Below are 21,321 nucleotides of genomic sequence, written 5' to 3' on the forward strand. Positions count from 1 at the left end.
ATTTTTATTATATGAATTCATTAGAAATTGCAAAAACATGGTTACAACCTCCTTTTGATGAAGAAACTCAAAAGGCTGTACAAAACTTAATTAATTCTAATCCAAAAGAATTGGATGATGCTTTTTATAAAAACCTCGAATTTGGAACGGGAGGAATGCGTGGAATTATGGGTATAGGTACAAATCGGTTGAATAAATATACCTATGGTCAAGCAACCCAAGGTTTGGCTAACTACCTGCATCAGCAATTTCCTGATAAAAAAATTACAGTAGCCATAGCTTTTGACGTGAGACATAACAGCGACACGTTTGCTAAATTGGTAGCTGATGTTCTTACTGCCAATGGTATATATGTTTATCTATATAAAGAATTTCGTCCCACACCGGAATTGTCCTTCACCGTGCGTAATTTAAAATGCGATGCGGGAATTGTTTTGACAGCTTCTCATAATCCACCGGAATATAACGGTTATAAAGTATATTGGAATGACGGTGCCCAAATTGTTCCTCCTCATGATTCTGCTATTATAAAAGAAGTTCGTTCGGTTGATTTTGCTGACATAAAATTTGACGGTGATGATTCCAAAATTACCTATTTAGGGGAAGAGGAAGATAAAAAATTTATCCATGCCGCGGTTGAAAATACTTCCTATTTAAAAGGTAAAAAAGACTTAAAAATAGTTTATACTTCCTTACACGGAACTTCTATAAAAATATTGCCTGATGCTTTGGCTGAAGCAGGTTTTGAAAATGTATTTATTGTACCGGAACAAAAAAATCCCGATGGAGATTTTCCTACTGTAAAATCACCGAATCCGGAAGAACCGGAAGCTTTATCGTTAGCTTTAAAATATGCCGAAGAACAAAATGCAGATATCGTATTCGGTACCGACCCCGATGCAGATCGTTTAGGAGTAGCCGTACGCGGTTTAGACGGTAAATTAGTACTTTTAAACGGTAATCAAACCAACACGGTTATTACTGATTATATTTTAGGAAAATGGAAAGAAAACGGTAAAATAGACGGTAAACAATTTATCGGTTCAACTATTGTTACTTCTGACATATTTTTTCCTTTAGCTAAATATTATGGTGTCGAATGTAAAGTAGGTTTAACCGGTTTTAAATGGATTGCCGATTTGATTAGAAAAGCTGAAGGTAAAGAAAAATTTATTTGCGGCGGTGAGGAAAGTTTCGGTTTTATGCCAAGTGACTATGTTCGTGATAAAGATTCCATTTCATCAATTTTAGTTGCTTGTGAAGCGGCTCAGGAAGCTAAAAATGAAGGTAAAACTTTATTTGATAAACTGATTGATATATACACCAAAGTAGGTTACTATTATGAAGAATTGGTTTCAATCGTTAAAAAAGGTAAAGATGGAGCTGAACAAATCGCGAAAATGATGGAAGAATTTAGAAGTAATCCTCCTAAAGAATTAGTTGGTGAAAAAATTGTTAAATTAGATGATTATCAATCTTCCACCTCTTTAAATTTGATTACGGGTGAAAAAACACCAATTGATATTCCCAAATCAAATGTATTAATTTTCTTTACAGATAAAGGAACTAAATTAGCTTGTAGACCTTCAGGAACTGAACCGAAAATTAAATTCTATTTCTCTGTGCAAGATACGTTATCTTCTAAAGATGAATTTGAAAGCAAATTGAGCCATGCTCAAAATAAAATTCAAAAGATTAAAGAATTTTTAGAAAACTAAAAAATTTATATAAAAATTCCGATAAGTATTTATCGGAATTTTTTTTGCATTTATTTTTTTGATTAAAACGTTTTAAAATAAACCTTCTACGGAAAAATATCTTTCTCCGGTATCGTAATTGAATGTTAAAATTTTAGCATTTGAAGGAAGATTCAATTCTTGTATTTTTTTAGCAACAGCAGCCAAAGAAGCTCCGGTAGATATACCACCTAAAATTCCTTCTTTTTTAGCTAAAAGCTTTGCATAATTAAATGCTTCATCTTTTGTAATTTGTATGGAACCGTCAAGAATTTTTGTATCTAAAGTTTCCGGTATAAATCCTGCACCAATTCCTTGAATTGCATGAGGTCCGGGATTTCCTCCTGCAATAACAGGAGATTCAGTAGGTTCTACTGCAAAGATTTTTACAGAAGGAAATTTTTGTTTTAATACTTCGCCTACTCCGGTTATATGTCCTCCTGTTCCCACTCCGGTAATTAGAACATCTATTCCATCCGGAAAATCCTGAACAATTTCTTTAGCGGTTGTTAGTGCATGTATTTTAGGATTGGCTTGATTTTTAAATTGCTGAGGAACAAATGAATTTGGAGTATTTTTTTGTAACTCTTCCGCTTTTTCAATAGCTCCTTTCATTCCTTTTTCTCTGGGAGTCAATACCAATTCAGCACCATAAGCTGCTGCAAGTCTTCTACGTTCAATAGACATGGATTCCGGCATAACTAGTATTACTTTATATCCTTTAACCGTTCCAACCCATGCTAATCCCACTCCTGTATTTCCCGAAGTCGGTTCTATAATGGTTCCACCGGGCTTAAGAATTCCTCTTTTTTCAGCATCTTCTATCATTGCCAAAGCAATTCTGTCCTTGATACTTCCTCCGGGGTTTTGTTTTTCTAATTTAATATATACTTCATGATCAGGAAATATTTTGGGTAATCTCACATGAGGAGTATTTCCTATGGCTTCTAAAATACTATTTATTTTCATGACAATATGCTTTTGAAATTTTATGGTTATTATATGTTTTAAATTACGTAATTAATAGGTTCTTTAAAATCCTTCACGGTTTTAATTTTCATTTCCGAAGAATAATACACCAATGTGTAAGGAAGTATGGATTTTGTTATCCATACATTACCTCCGATAATCGAATCATGGCCTATAACTGTATCTCCTCCTAAAATGGTAGCTCCTGCATAAATCACCACATTATCTTCAACGGTAGGATGTCTTTTAACTTTAGACAGATTCTTGGTTACATACAAAGCTCCTAAAGTTACTCCCTGATATATTTTAACATTGTTTCCGATAATGGTTGTTTCTCCAATGACTGTTCCCGTACCATGATCTAAAAAAAAACTCTCTCCTATTTGTGCTCCGGGATGTATATCTATACCTACTTTAGCATGTGCATATTCAGAAAAAATACGAGGTATTATAGGAACCTCCAACCTGTGAAATTCATGGGCAATACGATAAGCTGCCAACGCAAAAAAACCGGGATATGCCAATACGACTTCTTCCAATGAATCTGCTGCCGGATCATTCTTATAAAAGGCATTTGCATCCTTATATAGTGCTTCCTGAATCGAAGGTATTTTATCAAAAAAAGTATTTACTATTGATTCTGCAGTCTTAGTATTAATAATTTTGGAAATATTTTCCAATAAGATATTATAAACGGTTGTAAGTTCTTGCTCTATTTTACGTCGATTTTTTCTTTCACAGACCGGAAACATTTTGGAAAATAGTATTTTTACTACCTGCTCTAATTCTTTTTTATTTATAGGTAAACAGATTGGATGAAGTTCTAATCGATCAATAAGTTCATTTATTTTCTTTTTCATGACTATTTTTGGATTATAGTTGATTTATGAAAGAGAATCTTAAATAAATCTTTGCTATCCTATTATTGCGATAAACAAATCTATAAAAATATTTTAAAACCTATTTTATTTTTTTATAATATTTAATTATTGTCAAATAATAGACCAATATATTTTATAAATAAAATATAAAATAAGATTTAATGTTTAAATATCCACTATTTTACGTTTAAAAAATTATTTTCTTTACATTTTAATCTCTTTCAATTAAAACTTTATCTAAAATAAAAAAAGGCCTATTTCAATTGAAATAGGCCTTTTTATTTAAAAGATATTTGTTATCTTATTTTAATAAGTCTTTCATTTTTTGTTGTTCTTCTCCTGCTAAATATTCATCAACAAGAATCTTTCCGCTGTGTTCGTCTAAAATAATTTTTTTTCTGGAAGCAATTTCAACTTGTTTTTGAGGAGGAACGGTAAAGAATGATCCTACCACAGCACCACGATCAATGCTGGTTATAGCTAAACCGTTTTTAGAACTTTTTCTAATACGACGATAGCTATTTAATAATCTTTCGTCAATTTTAGAAGCAAATTCTTCCGATTTTTCCAATAAGAAATTTTCTTCTTTTTCAGTTTCTTTTATCAAATTAGATAATTCGGAATTTTTAAATTTAAGATGTTCTTGGAAATTAGATAATTTGGTACGTTGTTCTTCTATCTGAGTTTTTTTAAACTCAATTTTAGCATTAATTTCTTTTATTTTTTTATTTTGTAATTGAATTTCCAATTCTTGATACTCAATTTCTTTTGTTAATGCTTCAAATTCACGATTGTTACGTACATTATCTTGCTGTACTTTATATTTTTTTATTTGAGCTTCTGAATTTTTATTTAATTCATTTTTTACTTTAATCTCATTATTCAGATGAACTACTTCATCTTCCATTTTCCCTATTCGTTTCTCCAATCCGGCTATATCGTTTTCTAAATCTTCCACTTCAATAGGTAATTCTCCTCTTAAGTTTCTCAATTCATCCAGGCGGGAATCTATGATTTGTAAATCATATAATGCTCTCAACTTTTCTTCAACAGTAGTATTATCTGCTTTTTTCTTTATCATAGGGTTGATTATAATTATTTTTGGAATTTATGTTTATATCTTATTAAAGTTTACAAAGTTACTAAATTTTATAATATGTTTCAATAGCATAAGGCATTTGCTTAACAAACATTCATTAGTTAATTAAATTATTAATTTATTATTTAATATAGTTACTTTATATTAAAAATATGCTTAAGGAAAAAAATTATTCTTTTAGCATCTATTATTTACAGTATAGTTGATTAATCCTGCAATATCATATTTTATGATAGATGTAAATTAATTGTCACAATTTTATAAAAAAAGGAGTTATAAAATTTGACTATTTAAAGTAATAGTTTATCGGATTTGTATTTATTTCAGAGAGTAAAATATCGATATTATTTAGTTTTTCACGTAAATAATTATGCAATAAATTTTTAGTAAACTGTTCACTTTCATAATGTCCTATATCTGCCAGAAGAATTTTTCCTTCTGCTTGGAAAAACTCATGATATTTTATATCTGCCGTCACAAAAACATCTGCTCCGGCATTTAACGCGTTTTTTATTGCAAAGCTACCTGCTCCCCCTAGAACTGCTACCTTTTTGACTTGTTTATTTTTTAAATTGGTATGGCGAATACATGAGGTAGGCAAATTTTCTTTAAGATATGATAAGAATTGTTCTTGAGATAATGAGGTTTCCAATTCTCCTATTCTACCCATTCCTAATTCTTGATTTACATTATCTAAAGTGAAAATTTCATAAGCAATTTCTTCGTAAGGATGAGATCTTCGTAATGCTTCCAAAACGGTTGCTTGTTTAAAATCCTCAAATATTACACTAATCAGTACCTCTTGTACTTCTTCAATAACATTTTTTTTGCCAATAAAAGGATTTGAATTATCTGTTGGTAAAAATGTTCCGGTTCCTTCAACTCTAAAACTGCAATTTTTATAATTCCCTACTTCTCCTGCTCCGGCTTTAAATAATGCTTGTTGCACTTGGGTAAAATGCGTCAAAGGAACAAATGTTTGCAGCTTTTTAATGCTTTTAATTTTAGGAATTAACGGTTTACTGTTTTTAATATGTAAACGCTTACATATTTCATAATTAACTCCTTCTTTAGCTATATCTAAATTCGTATGAATGGCATAGATTGCTATATCATTTTTGATGGCTTTAATAATTGCTTTTTCCACGTAATTTTTACCGGTAATTGATTTCATACCCGAAAAAATTATGGGATGAAAGGTAACAATCATATTGCAATTTTTTTGAATTGCTTCGTCTACTACTTCATCTAAACAATCCAGAGTTATTAAAATGCTTGATATTTCAGCTTGAAGGTCTCCAACTAATAAACCAACATTATCAAAGTTTTCTGCATTGGACTCAGGAGCTAGTTGTTTTAAAAGTTCTGCAACATCTGTTACTTTCATATTTTAAATAATTTTTCTTATCAAAGATAAGATAAGAAATAAAATAAGCCAAGAATTTAAGCAATAAAAAAACTGTCAGTTAAACTGACAGTTTTTTTATTGTATTTACTTTTTACAAGTATATTATTCTTCTGCAGCAACTCCATCGGAAACTACATCAAAGGAATAGTCATATTCAACGGTTCTGTGTAAACGAATTTTTGCTGTATATTTTCCTAATCTTTTAATAGTATTTCCGGGAATTTTGATGTATTTTTTATCTACATTAACTCCGGCTTTTGCTAATGCTTCTGCTAGGTCTGAATTGTTAATAGAACCGAACAATTTATCGCCGGCACCTACTTTTGCAGGAATAGAAACTACTACTTCTTTTAATTTTGCAACGATATCGTTAGCTGCTTTAACTTGAGCTGCTTCTTCTGCTTCTCTTTCTTTTAAAGTAGCTTCTAATGCTGCTTTATTTTTTGGAGTTGCTAATAAAGCAAATCCTTTTGGTATTAAAAAGTTACGAGCATAACCCGGTTTTACGCTAACCACGTCAAACTCTAGTCCTAAATTTTCAACGTCTTGTTTAAGAATTACTTCCATGATCTCTTTTTTTCTTTAAATTAAGGTTTTAATTGATCTCCAACATATGGCAATAATGCTAAATGTCTTGCTCTTTTAATTGCTTGAGATACTTTTCTTTGAAATTTTAAAGATGTTCCGGTAAGTCTTCTTGGAAGGATTTTACCTTGCTCATTCACAAATTTCAATAAGAAATCAGGATCTTTATAATCAACGTATTTTATACCGTATTTTTTAAAACGGCAATATTTTTTTTCTGTCTTTGTCTCAATATCTAATTGACTTAAGAATTTTACTTCACTGACATTTCCTCCTGCTGCCTGTTTTGCTAATTCATCAATTGCCATGTCTTATTTTTTTAATGATTTAACTTTTTCTTCTCTTTTTCTAGCCCATTCTACCCCGTGCTTGTCTAATTTCACAGTTAAGAATCTTAATACTCTTTCATCTCTCTTGAATGCTAATTCTAATGTATTAACAATTTCTCCGGGAGCTTGAAACTCAATCAGATTGTAAAATCCATTTCTTTTAAGTTGAATTGGATATGCTAATTTTTTTAATCCCCAGTTTTCCTGGTTTACAATAGTTGCATTGTTTTCTTTGAGTAAAGCCTCAAATGATTTAACTGCTTCCTCTACCTGAGAATCAGACAGAACGGGAGTTAAAATGAAAACAGTTTCGTAATGATTCATAGATCAAAATTTTTTAATTATTTTTTTCGAAGTGCAAATATATAGATTTTTATTGGTTTTGCAAAATGAAATCTACATATATGAATTGAAAAAAGTGATACCTATTAGATTAGAGTTAGCTAATTTCATAATATTTTCTCAATTGGTTAATTAAACCATATTCAACCTTCTTACTCTATGTATAAATAAATTGCCTCTTTAATAAGTTCTTTTTCCACAGAAATATCATAAACTGCTTGTCCTATTTTTTCCAACAAAACAAATTTAATTTCCCGGTTCACATTTTTTTTATCGTTTTGCATGAATGAAAAAATATCATCAAAATAGTCTTTCTTCAAATTTAATTTAGGATACAAGGAGGAAATATATAGCTTAATCTCTTCGTATTCGGGGTAAGAAAGAAAGCCTTTTTTCATGGAAATATAACTTTCTACAATCATTCCCATGGCTACTCCTTCTCCATGCAAAATAGGAGTATTATTTTCTAAAAAGAAACTTTCTACTGCATGACCTACGGTGTGACCAAAATTTAATATTTTCCTTAATCCTGATTCGGTAAAATCATTTGAAACTACTTTCTTTTTAATTTCAATACTGGTTTTTATCAATGGTTCTAAATAATCGGGATTACGATCATCTAAACGAATTATTTCTTCCCAATATTTTTTATCTGCAATTAGTCCGTGCTTAATAATTTCTGCAAAACCGCTTAAAATTTGCTCGGTAGGAAGCGTAGTAAGGAAACCAACATCTACGTGGACTAATTGAGGTAAAACAAAGTTACCTATTTGATTTTTATGACTGCCTAAATCTACGCCCGTTTTTCCTCCAATGGAAGCATCCACCATTGCTAAAAGTGTGGTTGGAATATTTATGAAAGGAATTCCTCTCTTGTAACAGTTTGCTACAAATCCTCCCATATCCGTAAGTACTCCCCCTCCAACATTTATCAGTAAGGCTTTTCTATCTATTTTGAGTTCTGTTAAAGCCTCCCATAAATTTATACATATATATAAATTTTTATTATGTTCTCCTGAATCAATTTCCAAAATTTCAATTTCAGCAGAACTTTCAATTTCAGTAATAATTTTCGGGTAGCATAGCTCATGCGTATTTTCATCCACCAAAAAAACTATTTTGGAAGGATGATAACTTTGGATATACTTATTGATTTCTTTGATTCCTTCAACTCCGTAATATATAGGATTTATAAAATTCATAACTCGTTATGATTGGCTTATTAGTTAGTCATTTCTTCGATTATTTCCTAAAAATATCATGACAAAATAAATTAATTGAGCTAAAGACCCGGCAGCAGATACTAAATAAGTTCTTGCTGCCCATTTCAAAGCATCTTTACATTCATCATATTCACCGGGTTGAACGACATGATTATTTTCTAACCACTTTAATGCTCTGTTACTGGCATCATATTCTACCGGTAAGGTGATAAATGCAAAAAGGGTAGTTATGGCAAATAATCCTATCCCAACTCCTAATACAATTGTATTTCCGGAAAATACCATAATAGCTAACCCTGCTAATAATACCCATTGTAGAAATTTAGAACTAATACTAACTATGGGAACTAGTTGGGAACGTAATTGTAACATGGAATATCCAACGGCATGCTGTACGGCATGTCCGCATTCATGAGCTGCAACCGCTGCTGCGGCTGTAGACCGCTGGTTATATACACCTTCAGATAAATTAACGGTTTTATTTACCGGGTTGTAATGATCTGTTAACATTCCGGGAGTTGATGTAACTTTAACATCGGTTATTCCATTATCTCGTAACATCTTTTCTGCAATTTCTTTTCCGCTCAACCCATTGGACAACCTTGTTTTGGAATATTTTTCAAATTTTGATTTTAATTGTCCCTGAACAATCGTACTTACTATGAAAATAATTGCTGTTATTAATAAATAAATGGGATCGTTTACCATAATTGTTTAAATTCTTTATAGACTTATTAATATTGTAAATTTTAAAATTAATTTATACTAAGTATATTTGCTAAAATTATAACTTTTTAGTTGTAAAACCAAAAAGACTTGTAAATCTAACAGTACATGAACAAAATTAGTATTAACGAGGTTATTACGAAATCAGATTTAAAAAATTTTGTAACATTTCCAACTAAACTCTATAAGAATAATCCTTATTATGTACCGGCGCTAATTTCTGAAGAAATGGCAATTTTCGACGAAACTAAAAATCCTGTTTTTGAATTTTCAACATGTAAAAAATTTCTTGCCTACAGGAATAATGAAATCGTTGGAAGAATTGCTTTGATTATCAATAAAAATGAGGAAAAATTTTCCGGTATAAAGAAACTACGATTCGGTTGGTTTGATGTTATAGATGATCTTGAAGTTACCAAAAGACTTTTAGATAAAGCTTATGAAATGGCTGAGGAAAAGGGTATTCAACGAGTTGAAGGACCGGTTGGTTTTACTAATCTTGATAAGGCAGGATTTTTAAGTAAAGGATATGATAAATTAGCTACAATGATTGGTATTTATAATTTTCCTTATTATCATGATCATTTTAAAAAATTAGGATTTACTGAAGCTAATGAATGGGTTGAATTTTACATTGAAGTAGTTAAAGAATTACCGGATAAAGTTATTCGGTTCTCCGACTTATTAAAGCAAAAATATAAACTAAAATCTTTACAGTTTAAAACGAAAGATGAATTAATTGAGCGAGCGGATGAAATTTTTAAATTGTTAGAAGATACCTACAAAGTTTTACCTACTTATGTTCCTTTTTCAGATAAGCAAATACAATATTATAAGGAAAAATACATTCCATTTATAAATAAAGATTATGTCATCTGTATTGCAGATGAAAGTAATAATTTAGTGGGTTTTGCCATAACCATGCCTTCCTATTCAGTAGCCTTACAAAAAGCGAAAGGGAAATTATTTCCATTCGGATGGTATCATTTACTTAGAGCTTCTAAAAATAATGAATGGGCTAATTTTTATTTGATAGGAATACATCCCGATTATCAAAAGAAAGGAATTACTGCCATTGTATTGAAAGAATTCTTTGATTTGTTTAACAATAAAGGAGTTAAATATTTGGAAACTAATCCTGAATTAGCAGATAATAAAAGTATTCAATTGTTATGGAAGGATTATAATCCTATTAATCATAAAAGAAGGAAAACTTATTATAAGGAAATATAATATTTTGAATTCATTTGAAATTTTACCAAAAGTAATTATGAAAGATTATTAAAGTTTACGTAACAATTAAGCTTGTAATATATCTTTAAAATTTTTTGGGATAAATAGTTTTCGAATTAGAAATTATAAACAATACTAGTATAATAAATGTGATTTTAAAATAAAAAAACAGTTCGAAACGTACGCTTCGAACTGTAAATTATACTTAAAAATATTTGACAATTACTCTGCCTTAATATCATTTACAATACTGGCATGTAGAAATTCTCTGTTCATTCTGGCTATATTTTCAAGAGAAATTCCTTTAGGACACTCAACTTCACAAGCACCTGTATTGGTACAGTTTCCAAATCCTTCTTCATCCATTTTTCTAACCATATTTAATACCCTGCGGGTAGCTTCTATTTTACCTTGAGGTAGTAATGCATATTGAGAAACTTTAGCAGAAACAAACAACATGGCTGATCCATTTTTACAAGTAGCCACACAAGCTCCACAACCAATGCAAGCGGCTGCAGCAAATGCTTTATCTGCTTTTTCCTTTTCAATTGGTATCGCGTTAGCATCAATTGTATTTCCAGAAGTATTCACAGAAACAAATCCTCCGGCATGTTGAATTCTGTCAAATGCAGTTCTATCAACAATTAAATCCTTAATTACAGGAAATGCTGCTGATCTCCAAGGTTCAATGACAATAGTGTCACCATCATTAAACATTCTCATGTGTAATTGACAAGTGGTTATTCCTCGATCCGGACCATGAGCCCTTCCATTTATATATAGCGAACACATTCCGCATATTCCTTCACGACAATCATGATCGAATGCAACGGGTTCTTTATCTTGTTCTACTAATTGCTCATTTAGCATATCTAACATTTCTAAAAATGAACTTTCAGTAGATACTCCTTCTAATTTATATTCTTCAAATTTTCCTTTTTGTCCCCTACCTGCTTGTTTCCAAACTTTTAGTGTTAGGTTTAATAATTTTCCTGCCATTTTTTTATTTTTATTTACAGGTTATTTATAATTTCTTGCTGCTATTTTAATGTATTTGTAATTTAGATCTTCTTTATGCAGAATTTCTTTATTTAAATCTTCACCATTATACTCCCAAACGGCTACATAAGAATATTCTTCATCATTACGCAGCGTTTCACCGTCTTCTGTTTGGTATTCAATTCGGAAATGTCCTCCGCATGATTCATTTCTATTCAATGCATCCATGGCCATTAATTGACCTAATTCTAGGAAATCTGCCACTCTACCTGCTTTTTCAAGCTCCATATTAATCGTATTATCGGAACCCGGTACTTTAACATCTCTCCAAAATTCTTTTCTGATTTCTTCTATTTCAGAGATTGCTTCTTTCAATCCTTTTTCATCCCGAGCCATACCTACTTTGTTCCACATGACACGACCTAATTTTTTATGGAAATAATCAACGGTTTTAGTTCCTTTATTGGTAAGGAAATGTTGAATTCGATCTTTGACTTGTTTTTCAGCTTCTACGAATTCCGGTAAGTCTGTTGATATCGGTCCGGTACGTATATCATCGGCTAAATAGTCAGCAATAGTATACGGCAAAACAAAATACCCATCGGCTAACCCTTGCATTAAGGCAGACGCTCCTAAGCGGTTAGCTCCATGATCAGAGAAATTAGCTTCACCGGTTACAAAACATCCCGGAATGGTACTCATTAGGTTATAATCAACCCAAATTCCTCCCATAGTATAGTGCACTGCAGGATATATTTTCATTGGAGTTTCGTATGGATTATCACCCGTAATTTTTTCATACATGGTAAATAAGTTTCCATATTTTTCTTCAACTACTTTTTTTCCTAATTTAATAATTTCTTCTTGTGATGGATTGTGAATATCCAACTCATTTGCTTTTTCTTTACCGTATTTTACAAAAGATGATGAAAAATCCAAATAAACTCCTTCTCCTGTAGCATTATTTTCGATTCCGTATCCTGCATCACATCGTTCTTTGGCTGCACGTGAAGCCACATCTCTCGGTACTAAATTTCCAAATGCCGGATATCTTCTTTCCAAATAGTAATCCCTGTCTTCTTCAGCTATTTCAGTAGGTTTCAATTTTCCTGCACGTATAGCTTGTGAATCTTCAATTTTTTTAGGTACCCAAATTCGCCCGTCATTTCTTAAAGATTCTGACATTAGGGTTAATTTGGATTGTTGATCACCATGAACCGGAATACAAGTTGGGTGAATTTGTGTAAAACAAGGATTACCAAAGGCAGCTCCTTTTTTATGTATTTTCCAAACTGCTGTTCCATTCGATCCCATGGCGTTGGTTGATAAGAAAAATACATTTCCGTATCCTCCTGAACCAATAACAACTGCGTGAGCAGAGTGTCTTTGAATTTCTCCGGTTACCAGATCTCTGGCTATAATTCCACGAGCTTTTCCATCAACCACTACCAGATCAAGCATTTCATGTCTATTAAACATTTGTAAACGCCCTTTACCTATTTGTCTGTTCATTGCGGAATAAGCGCCTAATAATAGTTGCTGTCCGGTTTGTCCTGCTGCATAAAAGGTTCTTTGTACCTGTGTACCCCCGAATGATCGGTTATCTAATAATCCTCCGTATTCTCTTGCAAAAGGTACTCCTTGTGCCACACATTGGTCTATGATTGAATTGGAAACTTCAGCTAGTCTGTATACGTTTGCTTCTCTCGCTCTGTAATCTCCTCCTTTAATTGTATCATAAAATAATCTGTAAACGCTGTCGCCATCATTTTGATAATTTTTAGCTGCATTGATCCCTCCTTGAGCTGCAATGGAGTGCGCACGTCGCGGAGAATCTTGATAACAGAAAGCTTTTACATTATACCCCATCTCTGCTAATGATGCTGCTGCTGCACCTCCCGCTAATCCTGTACCTATTACAATTACATCTATTTTTCCTCGGTTATTGGGCGCAACCAAACGCATATGATCTTTATGATTTTTCCATTTTTCATGGATATCTCCTTCCGGTATTTTTGATTCTAATTTTATACCCATAATAGTATTTTCTTAAAATAATTTAAATTAAACCATTGCCTTTGAAGTAAAAATAAATTGCAATTGCGGCAAATCCAACTGCGATAAATATAAAATATGCTTTTCCCAGTATTTTAATAACAGGAGTATAAATTTTATGATTAAATCCTACTGACTGGAAAGAAGATGCAAATCCGTGACTTAAATGCAAACCTAAAAAGATAAAAGCCATGACGTATATTAAGGTATATACTGGACTTTTAAATAATTCTGTCACTAATAAATAATCATCTCCTACCGTACCGAATTTAATGGGAACAAAATAATTATAAAGGTGTAATAATAAAAATATTAAAATTAACAACCCTGTATAAATCATAGTTCTTGAATTAAAAGGAGTGTTTGCTGAAAACTGATTTACGGCATAACGTTCTTTTCCTCTTGCTTTTTGATTTCTGGAAGTTAATATAATACCTAAGAAGATGTGATAGATAAAGCCAAAAGCCAGTACATATTGCATGACCTGAATTAAGGGATTAGTTGCCATAAAATGTGACGCCTGATTAAAAATCACTTCTTCTTTAGGCAATAATTTTCCTTGATTATCTGTATTACCTGCAAATAGAGTTAAATTTATTCCTAAATGCACCAGTAAAAAAATCATGAGAAAAAAGCCTGTTAAAGCCATCATAAACTTTCTTCCTATGGAGGAAGAGTAAAATCTTGTCATAATACTTTAATGTTTAATTTTGGAATACAAATTTAAAAAACGTCTAACCCTGTGTGTTATGACTTATATCACCTTTCGTTCTTTTAGAATGCATCTAAATAATTTATTTCATCCGTATATAATTGTATATAAAAACAAAAAAACTATCTCTTTTAGAAAGAGATAGTTTTACTATTATTGTAAATAATTATAAAATTATTGTGGTAATCTGAATGCTACGGGTACTCTAAAATAAGATCTTACCGGTTGATTGTTTACTTTGGCCGGAGTCCACATTTTACTGGTTTTCTTAATAGCTGCAATAGCTACTTCATCTAATCCGTCACCCAATTTTTTACCGGCAACCTGAACATCGGTTACGCTACCGTCTTTTTCTACCACGAAACGTACGGTTATTTTCCCTTCAGTTCCATTATCAATTGCTCGATCTGTATATTCCATATAACGGGCAATAAATTTACTTACTTCTTTCAATCCTCCTCCTTTAAATTCGGCTTCTTGATCTACTTGAGTAAATACTTTGTTAGGATCTGCTGCAGGGATTGGCGGTGGTGGTGCCGGAGGTACATCATTTTTAGGTCCATGAGATATGGCTGCATCTGTTGTATTTTTTCCCTCTTTATCTTCCAATCCAATTGCCTTGTCTTTGGTATCTTGAACTTTAGGAACGGTTTCTTCTTTAACCACAACCTTTTTAGGTTCAGGGATAACCATTTTTACTTGAGCTACTTCATCTTGCTGTACCGGTGGTGGCGGTGGCGGTTCATCTTTGGGTTCAAAGATTTCTTCTTTTTCCTCTTCAGGAGTTTGTATATCCGTTAATTCAATATTCACCGCCTTTTGTACTTCTCCGCTGTTAGCTTGCCATCTGTTATAAAAATATAATAACAAAACGAATGCAATAAAGATAGCCGTTCCTATAATAAATGCTCTTGTCAGATATTTTCTCTCTGTATTTCTTATCCAATAGGCTCCATAGTCTTTATTTTTATGTTCAAAAACTATGTCGTCTAAGGACTTCATATTATTTTCTGCCATTCTTTTAATTTTTCGTTAGTTATTAACTTTTTCTTTATATACTGCTTTTTCTTTTGAAGAAAGCTCTTTAATTCCGTATCGATCAGAATTAGTAATTTCCATTTCATCTAATATATCCACCAAGTTCTTATAACTTGAATCATCGGTAGGTTTTATAATCACAGTGAATTTATTTTGATCTGCTTGTTTCTGAGCTCGTAATATTTCTTTACGTATTCCTTCTTTTGAATAATCGGATTCTATCAGAGTGGAAGCATTTAAATCCTGTTGTTCCTGTTGATGCCAATATATTTTATCGTCTTTTCCTAAAATTATAGTTAACGAATTCTTTGTTTTAATTTCAGGAATATTAGAAGGGGGAATTTCAACCTTGGGTGGCATGTTTAAATGCATGATATTGGGTTTACTGAATGTGGTTGTAAACATGAAAAATGTAATTAAAAGGAAACCTAAATCACACATCGGTGCCATATCCACATTAAGGTTCATTTTTTTAGCCCTTACCTTTCCATCCCCTTTTCCACTATTACTTGTATCTACGCCTGCTGACATATTTTTCTTTTTCGTTAATGGGTTAATTTAATTACATTATTCCGGTTTACTTTCGGCTGACGTAATTAATTGAAATTTATTCATATTCTTCTCCTGTAATCTTGATAAAAGATTTTTAAATACAGGATATTGCGTATTAACATCACCTTTGATCCCTAAGTCTAATGAATCGCCATTTTTCTTAGCTATTTCTCTAGCTTCAAAAACCCAATCGGTAATTTCAGGTTTTGCACTGTCTGCCGGTATTCCCTGAACTTTTACAGATTCTCTTTGTCCTTCCGGAATATTTAAATATTGCTTAAGACCGGTTATTGATACCCCGAAATCCGTTAATTTTTTAAATTCGCTTTTTTCTCTATCCGTAAAATTGATGCCATACTTCTTTCCCATTGCATCGAGCAATTGAACTTTGTATTTTTCCTCATCCATTGAGAAATAGTATTTTCCATCTGAAGTTATAGATATCTTCATCATTCCATGATCTCTGACTTTAATTTGAGATATAGATGAAGGCGGATCAATGGTTACCGTTTCTTTAGGCTTAAATTGTGTTGTCAAGATAAAGAACGTTAACAGCAACCACGCCAAATCACTCATTGGCGTCATATCTATGTGTATCCCGTGTCTTTTTGGTTTAACTCTTGCCATATTATTTTTTAAGTTTTTAAAATAATTTTTAATCTTATCTTTTTAATTTTCTTTACTCTTTAAAGAAAATTAGAAACTTAATTAATGGTGAGCAGAAAAAGACTGTTGAATACTTAAACCTATTTCATCAATTTTGAAAGTTAAAGTATCTATTCTTGATGTAAAATAGTTATAAGCAACTATAGCAAGTGCTGAAGTACCAATACCTAATGCAGTATTTACTAACGCTTCAGATATACCTACTGATAAAGCAGCTGCATCCGGAGACCCACCTCCTTCACCTAAAGCAAAGAATGCTTTGATCATACCGATTACGGTCCCCATTAGGGCAACTAACGTACCGATTGATGCTATCGTTGCTAAAATAGTCATATTTTTCTCAAGCATTGGCATTTCCAATGAGGTAGCTTCTTCTAAAGTTTTGTTTAATGAAACTAATTTTTGTTCTTTATCTAAAGTTGTATCATTAGCTAATGCTCTATATGAAATTAACCCTTCTTTTACTACATTTCCTATAGAACCTTTTTGTTTATCACATAATGAAATGGCATTATTGATATCGTTTTTATCTAATAATACACGGATATCATTTACAAATTTGGTTAAGCTGTCTGTTCCTTCCGCTTTTCCAATGATAAAAAATCTTTCAATTGAAAATACGATAACCATAAGTAAAAAGGAAATCAAAAAAGGAACAATCACACCCCCTTTATGGATAATACCCATAAATGTTTTAGGGTCGCTATCTGTGGTATCACCTTTAAAATTTGAAGGTGCACCTAGTACAAAGTGATAAATGCATTCTCCTATAGCTATTAAAATAATGATCGTAATAAAAGGATTTAATCCTCCTATTCTAGTCGTTGAATTTGTTTGGGGTAATTGTTGTTTTTCCATCTGATATATAAATTAATTTTTTAACTATTCGTAAAAATATCACGTAAAATAAATACAAAAAAATTAACTAAGCAATAATTTTTATCTAAGTTTTACTAGATATTATTAACATTCTTCCTTCATTAATCGAACTATATTTATTTTAAGAATATTGATTTCACAAAAAATCTTAGCAACCGTTCTTAGTTATATATTATTTTAATAATAAATTCATATTCTAACTGCTTTTGGCACTAATATTTCATAATCTCCGTTATATCTCATTATTTCTCTTACAATGCTTGAACTTATGAAAGATTTTCCGGATGATGTTAAAAAGAATACGGTTTCTACAGATTTTTTTGCCAATGTACGATTGGTATGTGCTATTGCTTTTTCAAATTCAAAATCTGCAGGATTTCTAAGTCCTCTAATAATATAAGGAGCTTTTCTTTTTGCACAATAATCAATCGTAAGTCCATCAAAAGAGTCAACTTCTACATTAGGAAATATTTTAACTGTCTCACGGATCCATTCCATTCTTTTTTCTAAGGGAAACATATATTGTTTATTGGAATTATTTCCTATGGCAACAATAATTTTATCAAATAATGGGACAGCTCTTTCAATAATATTTGAATGTCCTAAGGTAATTGGATCAAAAGAACCAGGAAATACTGCTACTCTTTCCATGTTTATTTATTTTCAAATCTTTGTAATGCAATTGAAATTTCGTTGTCTAATAATTTCGAAAAATCCAACCCTGCTTGTTTAACTTGTTGTGGAAATATACTTGCCGGTGAGCATCCGGGAGTTGTATTAATTTCTAAGAAATAGGGTGTTCCATTAACTATTATGAAATCTAATCTTGAAAACCCGGTCATATCTAAAGATCTGTATATGTGGGCAGCAGCCTCTCTTATTCGTTTATCTTCTTCTTCAGAAATAGGAGCGGGAGTTATTTCTTCTGATGCTCCCAAATATTTGGCTTCGTAATCAAAAAATTCATTTTTGGAAATTATTTCGGTTGTATTTACTACAACCACTTCCCCTTGATTTTTAAATACTCCTACTTGAACTTCTCTTCCTTCTAAATAACTTTCTACTAATACGGCTTTATCTTCTTTAAATGCAAAATCTAAGGCTGTTAAGAAATCTTCCTTTTTTTTCACTTTTGAAACTCCTAAACTTGATCCCGACTGATTGGGTTTAACAAAACAAGGTAAACCTACTTCTTTAATAATCGAATCAACATCAATATGATCTCCTTGATTTAAATAAACTGAGTTGGCTACCGATACATTAAATTTCTTAAGCACGGATAAAGTATCTCTTTTGTTAAATGTTAATGCAGAATTATAAAAAGAGCATCCTGAATAGGGAATATTCAGCAATTCCCAATAAGCTTGCATCAATCCATTTTCACCCGGATTTCCATGTATTGTATTTAACAACACATCAAAATGGATTTTTTTTTCATTTAACTGAAAACTAAAATCTCCTTTATTTATAGGATATGATTGATCATTTATAATGACATTCCATCCGTCTTTTAAAATGGTTATTTTAAAGACAGTATATTTTGATTTATTTATTTGAGAATAAAAATAATCACCGCTTTTTAAAGAAACGTTACTTTCTTCAGAATAGCCTCCCATTACAATTCCGACTGTCATCATAAAATTTCAATTATTATAATAGTAATTAATTATTTATTGTTATTTAGAGTTAGAACGTACAAAATTAAACATATTTTTAACTAATAAACCATAATATTTTTATTATTTATATATTTGCTTTGTAAAATGTAAGTATGAAATTCTTAAAACTGTTAGGATCTTGGCAATTTTGGGTCAGCATAATTCTAGCTATAGTAATATTTTTTGGACTTTTACAAGGAACCTTTCTATGGTTGAATGCTTACACAAATCACGGTGTTCAAGTGGAAGTTCCTAATTTAAATAATTTAACTCTGGATCAAGCGGTGGTTAAGCTTGAAGATAATGACTTGGAATATGAAATTGATACTTCTAAGTATGATCCTAAATATAAATCATATCAAATTTTAGATATATATCCACTAATAGGTTCGCATGTTAAAAAAGGTAGAAGAATATTTATTCGAGCCAATGCCAAAACATGGAAACCTGTAACGGTACCCAATGTTATCGGAAAATATAAATACTTAGCTTTCAGCCAATTAGACTTAGTCGGATTAAAAGTTACCGATACGATTTATGAACCAAGTTTGGCAACTAATACGGTTCTAAAATTATTATATAAAGGTAAAGAAGTACAACCGGGTCTAACTTTACCCCGTTTTTCTCCTTTAACTATTGTATTGGCAAAAAGTCTTGCTAAAAATGTTTCCGTACCTAATTTTATTGGTTTAAATGAAGAAACAGCTAAGAAACTGATTACAGAAAACCTGTTTTCAATTGGTAATATAACCTATGATGATCCTGCTAAAACAGAAAACAATCGTGTTTATTATCAAGTTCCTGCTCCTTCATTTATTTATGATCAAGGCCAACCCATAGATTTATATCTTAGTGATAAACCTTTGAGTAGTTTACGAGAAAAAATTAAAGAATTGGATCAAACATTTAACATTCATAAATATTCCGATTCTTTGAACTCTGTTAATTATTCTCATGATATTAGTAATTCTTCTAACCATCATCAAAATATTCCTTCTTCTAACGAAACTACTAACACTATTAATAATAATTCTAACATTCAAGAAAATTCGGCTCAACCTGTTCATCTTCCAAAAGATGATGCTCCGAAAAAACCTAAAAGAGTAATATTGGAATAGTTAGGATAGATGTATAAATATTATGGAAAAGCAAGATATATTAGATACTGATCAGAATAATGATGCGGATGAATTATATGAACATTTTAAAATCACTGTAGACAAAGGTCAAGGTTCCGTACGTATTGATAAATATCTTGTAAATTTAATAGAAAATTCAACAAGAAATAAAATTCAAAAGGCTGCTCTTGCCGGTAATGTTTTAGTTAATAATATACCTGTAAAATCTAACTATAAGGTTAAGCCTAATGATATCGTTTCCATTGTCTTAGCACATCCTCCTCGTGATACGAGTATTGTTCCACAAAATATTCCTATTGATATTATCTATGAAGATGAAGATTTGTTGGTGGTTAATAAGAAAGCCGGAATGGTGGTTCATCCCGGATTTGGAAATTTTGAAGGCACCCTAGTTAATGCTTTGGCTTACCATTTTAGTACTCTCCCCTATTTTCAAACAGACTTAGACAAGCGTCCCGGACTAGTTCACAGGATTGATAAAGATACTTCGGGATTATTGGTAATTGCAAAAAATGAATTTGCGATGAATCATTTAGCTAAGCAATTTTTTAATAAGACTACTAAAAGGGTGTATAATGCATTAGTTTGGGGTAATTTTGAGGAAGATGAAGGAACTATAAACGGTCATATAGGACGCGATTTGAGGGACCGTATGCAAATGGCTGTTTTTCCTGATGGTTCTCATGGTAAACATGCGGTAACCCATTACAAAGTTTTAGAAAGATTCCGTTATGTTACATTGGTTGAATGTCAACTTGAGACCGGAAGAACTCACCAAATTAGGGCCCATATGAAATACTTAGGGCATATTCTTTTTAATGATGAAAGATACGGAGGAAACATTGTTCTAAAAGGAACTACTTTCACAAAATATAAACAATTTGTTGAAAATTGCTTTCAAGTTCTTCCGCGACAAGCTTTGCATGCTCGTACCTTAGGTTTCGTTCATCCAAGAACAAAAAAAGAAATGTTTTTTGAAACTGATTTACCTGAGGATATGAAACAGGTGATTGAAAAATGGAGATCATATATTCATTTCAACACACCGCAATAAATTTTAGGTAAATTGTTAAATTGGTACTTTTAACTCAC

The 21,321-nt window shown here is 31.5% G+C and carries 22 protein-coding genes; 4 read left to right on the top strand and 18 right to left on the bottom strand.

From position 1 onward, the window contains the following. Window positions 1-11: 11 nt before the first annotated feature. Complete coding sequence (locus C4S75_RS07755; RefSeq protein WP_105297730.1) at window positions 12-1,718, top strand: phospho-sugar mutase; 1,707 nt, start codon at window positions 12-14, stop codon at window positions 1,716-1,718. A gap of 72 nt (window positions 1,719-1,790) precedes the next feature. On the opposite strand, the gene cysK is transcribed toward C4S75_RS07755, so the two are convergent. The 9 genes from cysK to C4S75_RS07800 all read right to left on the bottom strand — a co-directional run bounded on the left by cysK (window position 1,791) and on the right by C4S75_RS07800 (window position 9,280). Further along, complete coding sequence (cysK, locus tag C4S75_RS07760; protein ID WP_105297731.1) at window positions 1,791-2,705, bottom strand: cysteine synthase A; 915 nt, start codon at window positions 2,703-2,705, stop codon at window positions 1,791-1,793. A 38-nt stretch (window positions 2,706-2,743) separates the two neighbouring features. Further along, entirely contained in the window at window positions 2,744-3,565 is an 822-nt protein-coding gene (gene epsC / locus C4S75_RS07765) for a serine O-acetyltransferase EpsC (RefSeq protein WP_105297732.1), read from the bottom strand. A 322-nt stretch (window positions 3,566-3,887) separates the two neighbouring features. Then, a complete protein-coding gene (locus C4S75_RS07770) occupies window positions 3,888-4,664 on the bottom strand; it encodes a zinc ribbon domain-containing protein (protein ID WP_105298147.1) in 777 nt (258 codons plus the stop codon). 307 nt (window positions 4,665-4,971) lie between these two features. Beyond that, on the bottom strand, window positions 4,972-6,072 hold the full coding sequence (locus C4S75_RS07775) for a Nif3-like dinuclear metal center hexameric protein (RefSeq protein ID WP_105297733.1): 1,101 nt from the start codon (window positions 6,070-6,072) through the stop codon (window positions 4,972-4,974). A 123-nt stretch (window positions 6,073-6,195) separates the two neighbouring features. Continuing rightward, window positions 6,196-6,660 carry a 50S ribosomal protein L9 gene (rplI, locus tag C4S75_RS07780; protein ID WP_105297734.1) on the bottom strand — a complete coding sequence of 155 codons (465 nt, stop codon included), beginning with the start codon at window positions 6,658-6,660 and terminating at the stop codon, window positions 6,196-6,198. A gap of 20 nt (window positions 6,661-6,680) precedes the next feature. After that, entirely contained in the window at window positions 6,681-6,986 is a 306-nt protein-coding gene (gene rpsR, locus C4S75_RS07785) for a 30S ribosomal protein S18 (protein WP_055425972.1), read from the bottom strand. Window positions 6,987-6,989: 3 nt separating this feature from the next. Then, window positions 6,990-7,331 (bottom strand): 30S ribosomal protein S6, encoded by a 342-nt coding sequence (gene rpsF / locus C4S75_RS07790; RefSeq protein WP_105297735.1) that lies wholly within the window; start codon window positions 7,329-7,331, stop codon window positions 6,990-6,992. A 170-nt stretch (window positions 7,332-7,501) separates the two neighbouring features. Further along, on the bottom strand, window positions 7,502-8,551 hold the full coding sequence (aroB, locus tag C4S75_RS07795; protein ID WP_105297736.1) for a 3-dehydroquinate synthase: 1,050 nt from the start codon (window positions 8,549-8,551) through the stop codon (window positions 7,502-7,504). A gap of 24 nt (window positions 8,552-8,575) precedes the next feature. Beyond that, entirely contained in the window at window positions 8,576-9,280 is a 705-nt protein-coding gene (locus tag C4S75_RS07800; RefSeq protein ID WP_105297737.1) for a zinc metallopeptidase, read from the bottom strand. Window positions 9,281-9,406: 126 nt separating this feature from the next. On the opposite strand from C4S75_RS07800, the gene C4S75_RS07805 reads away from it, so the two are divergent. Continuing rightward, entirely contained in the window at window positions 9,407-10,531 is a 1,125-nt protein-coding gene (locus tag C4S75_RS07805; protein WP_105297738.1) for a GNAT family N-acetyltransferase, read from the top strand. 222 nt (window positions 10,532-10,753) lie between these two features. On the opposite strand, the gene C4S75_RS07810 is transcribed toward C4S75_RS07805, so the two are convergent. The 9 genes from C4S75_RS07810 to C4S75_RS07850 form a co-directional block, all read right to left on the bottom strand. Next, the gene (locus C4S75_RS07810) at window positions 10,754-11,530 is read right to left on the bottom strand and encodes a succinate dehydrogenase/fumarate reductase iron-sulfur subunit (protein WP_105297739.1); all 777 of its coding nucleotides are present in this window, start codon (window positions 11,528-11,530) and stop codon (window positions 10,754-10,756) included. 21 nt (window positions 11,531-11,551) lie between these two features. Further along, window positions 11,552-13,567 carry a fumarate reductase/succinate dehydrogenase flavoprotein subunit gene (locus tag C4S75_RS07815; protein WP_185116743.1) on the bottom strand — a complete coding sequence of 672 codons (2,016 nt, stop codon included), beginning with the start codon at window positions 13,565-13,567 and terminating at the stop codon, window positions 11,552-11,554. 22 nt (window positions 13,568-13,589) lie between these two features. Beyond that, window positions 13,590-14,276, bottom strand: coding sequence for a succinate dehydrogenase cytochrome b subunit (locus C4S75_RS07820; protein ID WP_105297740.1), 687 nt, complete (start codon window positions 14,274-14,276; stop codon window positions 13,590-13,592). A 195-nt stretch (window positions 14,277-14,471) separates the two neighbouring features. Further along, a complete protein-coding gene (locus tag C4S75_RS07825; protein WP_105297741.1) occupies window positions 14,472-15,314 on the bottom strand; it encodes an energy transducer TonB in 843 nt (280 codons plus the stop codon). Window positions 15,315-15,329: 15 nt separating this feature from the next. Further along, window positions 15,330-15,866: a biopolymer transporter ExbD gene (locus tag C4S75_RS07830; RefSeq protein ID WP_105297742.1), complete on the bottom strand. Its 537-nt coding sequence runs from the start codon at window positions 15,864-15,866 to the stop codon at window positions 15,330-15,332. 36 nt (window positions 15,867-15,902) lie between these two features. Continuing rightward, a complete protein-coding gene (locus C4S75_RS07835) occupies window positions 15,903-16,514 on the bottom strand; it encodes a biopolymer transporter ExbD (RefSeq protein ID WP_105297743.1) in 612 nt (203 codons plus the stop codon). An 81-nt stretch (window positions 16,515-16,595) separates the two neighbouring features. Continuing rightward, a complete protein-coding gene (locus tag C4S75_RS07840; RefSeq protein WP_105297744.1) occupies window positions 16,596-17,411 on the bottom strand; it encodes a MotA/TolQ/ExbB proton channel family protein in 816 nt (271 codons plus the stop codon). Window positions 17,412-17,621: 210 nt separating this feature from the next. Continuing rightward, window positions 17,622-18,083, bottom strand: a complete 462-nt coding sequence (gene coaD / locus C4S75_RS07845; RefSeq protein WP_105297745.1) for a pantetheine-phosphate adenylyltransferase — start codon at window positions 18,081-18,083, stop codon at window positions 17,622-17,624. Between the two features lie 2 nt (window positions 18,084-18,085). Continuing rightward, window positions 18,086-19,066: a D-alanine--D-alanine ligase gene (locus C4S75_RS07850; protein ID WP_105297746.1), complete on the bottom strand. Its 981-nt coding sequence runs from the start codon at window positions 19,064-19,066 to the stop codon at window positions 18,086-18,088. A gap of 137 nt (window positions 19,067-19,203) precedes the next feature. On the opposite strand from C4S75_RS07850, the gene C4S75_RS07855 reads away from it, so the two are divergent. Continuing rightward, window positions 19,204-20,208, top strand: a complete 1,005-nt coding sequence (locus C4S75_RS07855) for a PASTA domain-containing protein (RefSeq protein WP_105297747.1) — start codon at window positions 19,204-19,206, stop codon at window positions 20,206-20,208. Window positions 20,209-20,230: 22 nt separating this feature from the next. Then, window positions 20,231-21,283: an RluA family pseudouridine synthase gene (locus tag C4S75_RS07860; protein ID WP_105297748.1), complete on the top strand. Its 1,053-nt coding sequence runs from the start codon at window positions 20,231-20,233 to the stop codon at window positions 21,281-21,283. The last annotated feature ends 38 nt before the right edge of the window (window positions 21,284-21,321 follow it).

It is taken from the genome of Apibacter sp. wkB309 (assembly GCF_002964915.1).
In the GTDB taxonomy this organism is placed as follows: domain Bacteria; phylum Bacteroidota; class Bacteroidia; order Flavobacteriales; family Weeksellaceae; genus Apibacter.

What these genes read in the sequence shown, in the direction of transcription:
- C4S75_RS07755 (WP_105297730.1), top strand. Translation starts at nt 12, where the DNA reads ATGAATTCATTAGAAATTGCAAAAACATGGTTACAACCTCCTTTTGAT.
- cysK (WP_105297731.1), bottom strand. Translation starts at nt 2,705, where the DNA reads ATGAAAATAAATAGTATTTTAGAAGCCATAGGAAATACTCCTCATGTG.
- epsC (WP_105297732.1), bottom strand. Translation starts at nt 3,565, where the DNA reads ATGAAAAAGAAAATAAATGAACTTATTGATCGATTAGAACTTCATCCA.
- C4S75_RS07775 (WP_105297733.1), bottom strand. Translation starts at nt 6,072, where the DNA reads ATGAAAGTAACAGATGTTGCAGAACTTTTAAAACAACTAGCTCCTGAG.
- rplI (WP_105297734.1), bottom strand. Translation starts at nt 6,660, where the DNA reads ATGGAAGTAATTCTTAAACAAGACGTTGAAAATTTAGGACTAGAGTTT.
- rpsR (WP_055425972.1), bottom strand. Translation starts at nt 6,986, where the DNA reads ATGGCAATTGATGAATTAGCAAAACAGGCAGCAGGAGGAAATGTCAGT.
- rpsF (WP_105297735.1), bottom strand. Translation starts at nt 7,331, where the DNA reads ATGAATCATTACGAAACTGTTTTCATTTTAACTCCCGTTCTGTCTGAT.
- aroB (WP_105297736.1), bottom strand. Translation starts at nt 8,551, where the DNA reads ATGAATTTTATAAATCCTATATATTACGGAGTTGAAGGAATCAAAGAA.
- C4S75_RS07800 (WP_105297737.1), bottom strand. Translation starts at nt 9,280, where the DNA reads ATGGTAAACGATCCCATTTATTTATTAATAACAGCAATTATTTTCATA.
- C4S75_RS07805 (WP_105297738.1), top strand. Translation starts at nt 9,407, where the DNA reads ATGAACAAAATTAGTATTAACGAGGTTATTACGAAATCAGATTTAAAA.
- C4S75_RS07810 (WP_105297739.1), bottom strand. Translation starts at nt 11,530, where the DNA reads ATGGCAGGAAAATTATTAAACCTAACACTAAAAGTTTGGAAACAAGCA.
- C4S75_RS07815 (WP_185116743.1), bottom strand. Translation starts at nt 13,567, where the DNA reads ATGGGTATAAAATTAGAATCAAAAATACCGGAAGGAGATATCCATGAA.
- C4S75_RS07820 (WP_105297740.1), bottom strand. Translation starts at nt 14,276, where the DNA reads ATGACAAGATTTTACTCTTCCTCCATAGGAAGAAAGTTTATGATGGCT.
- C4S75_RS07825 (WP_105297741.1), bottom strand. Translation starts at nt 15,314, where the DNA reads ATGGCAGAAAATAATATGAAGTCCTTAGACGACATAGTTTTTGAACAT.
- C4S75_RS07830 (WP_105297742.1), bottom strand. Translation starts at nt 15,866, where the DNA reads ATGTCAGCAGGCGTAGATACAAGTAATAGTGGAAAAGGGGATGGAAAG.
- C4S75_RS07835 (WP_105297743.1), bottom strand. Translation starts at nt 16,514, where the DNA reads ATGGCAAGAGTTAAACCAAAAAGACACGGGATACACATAGATATGACG.
- C4S75_RS07840 (WP_105297744.1), bottom strand. Translation starts at nt 17,411, where the DNA reads ATGGAAAAACAACAATTACCCCAAACAAATTCAACGACTAGAATAGGA.
- coaD (WP_105297745.1), bottom strand. Translation starts at nt 18,083, where the DNA reads ATGGAAAGAGTAGCAGTATTTCCTGGTTCTTTTGATCCAATTACCTTA.
- C4S75_RS07850 (WP_105297746.1), bottom strand. Translation starts at nt 19,066, where the DNA reads ATGACAGTCGGAATTGTAATGGGAGGCTATTCTGAAGAAAGTAACGTT.
- C4S75_RS07855 (WP_105297747.1), top strand. Translation starts at nt 19,204, where the DNA reads ATGAAATTCTTAAAACTGTTAGGATCTTGGCAATTTTGGGTCAGCATA.
- C4S75_RS07860 (WP_105297748.1), top strand. Translation starts at nt 20,231, where the DNA reads ATGGAAAAGCAAGATATATTAGATACTGATCAGAATAATGATGCGGAT.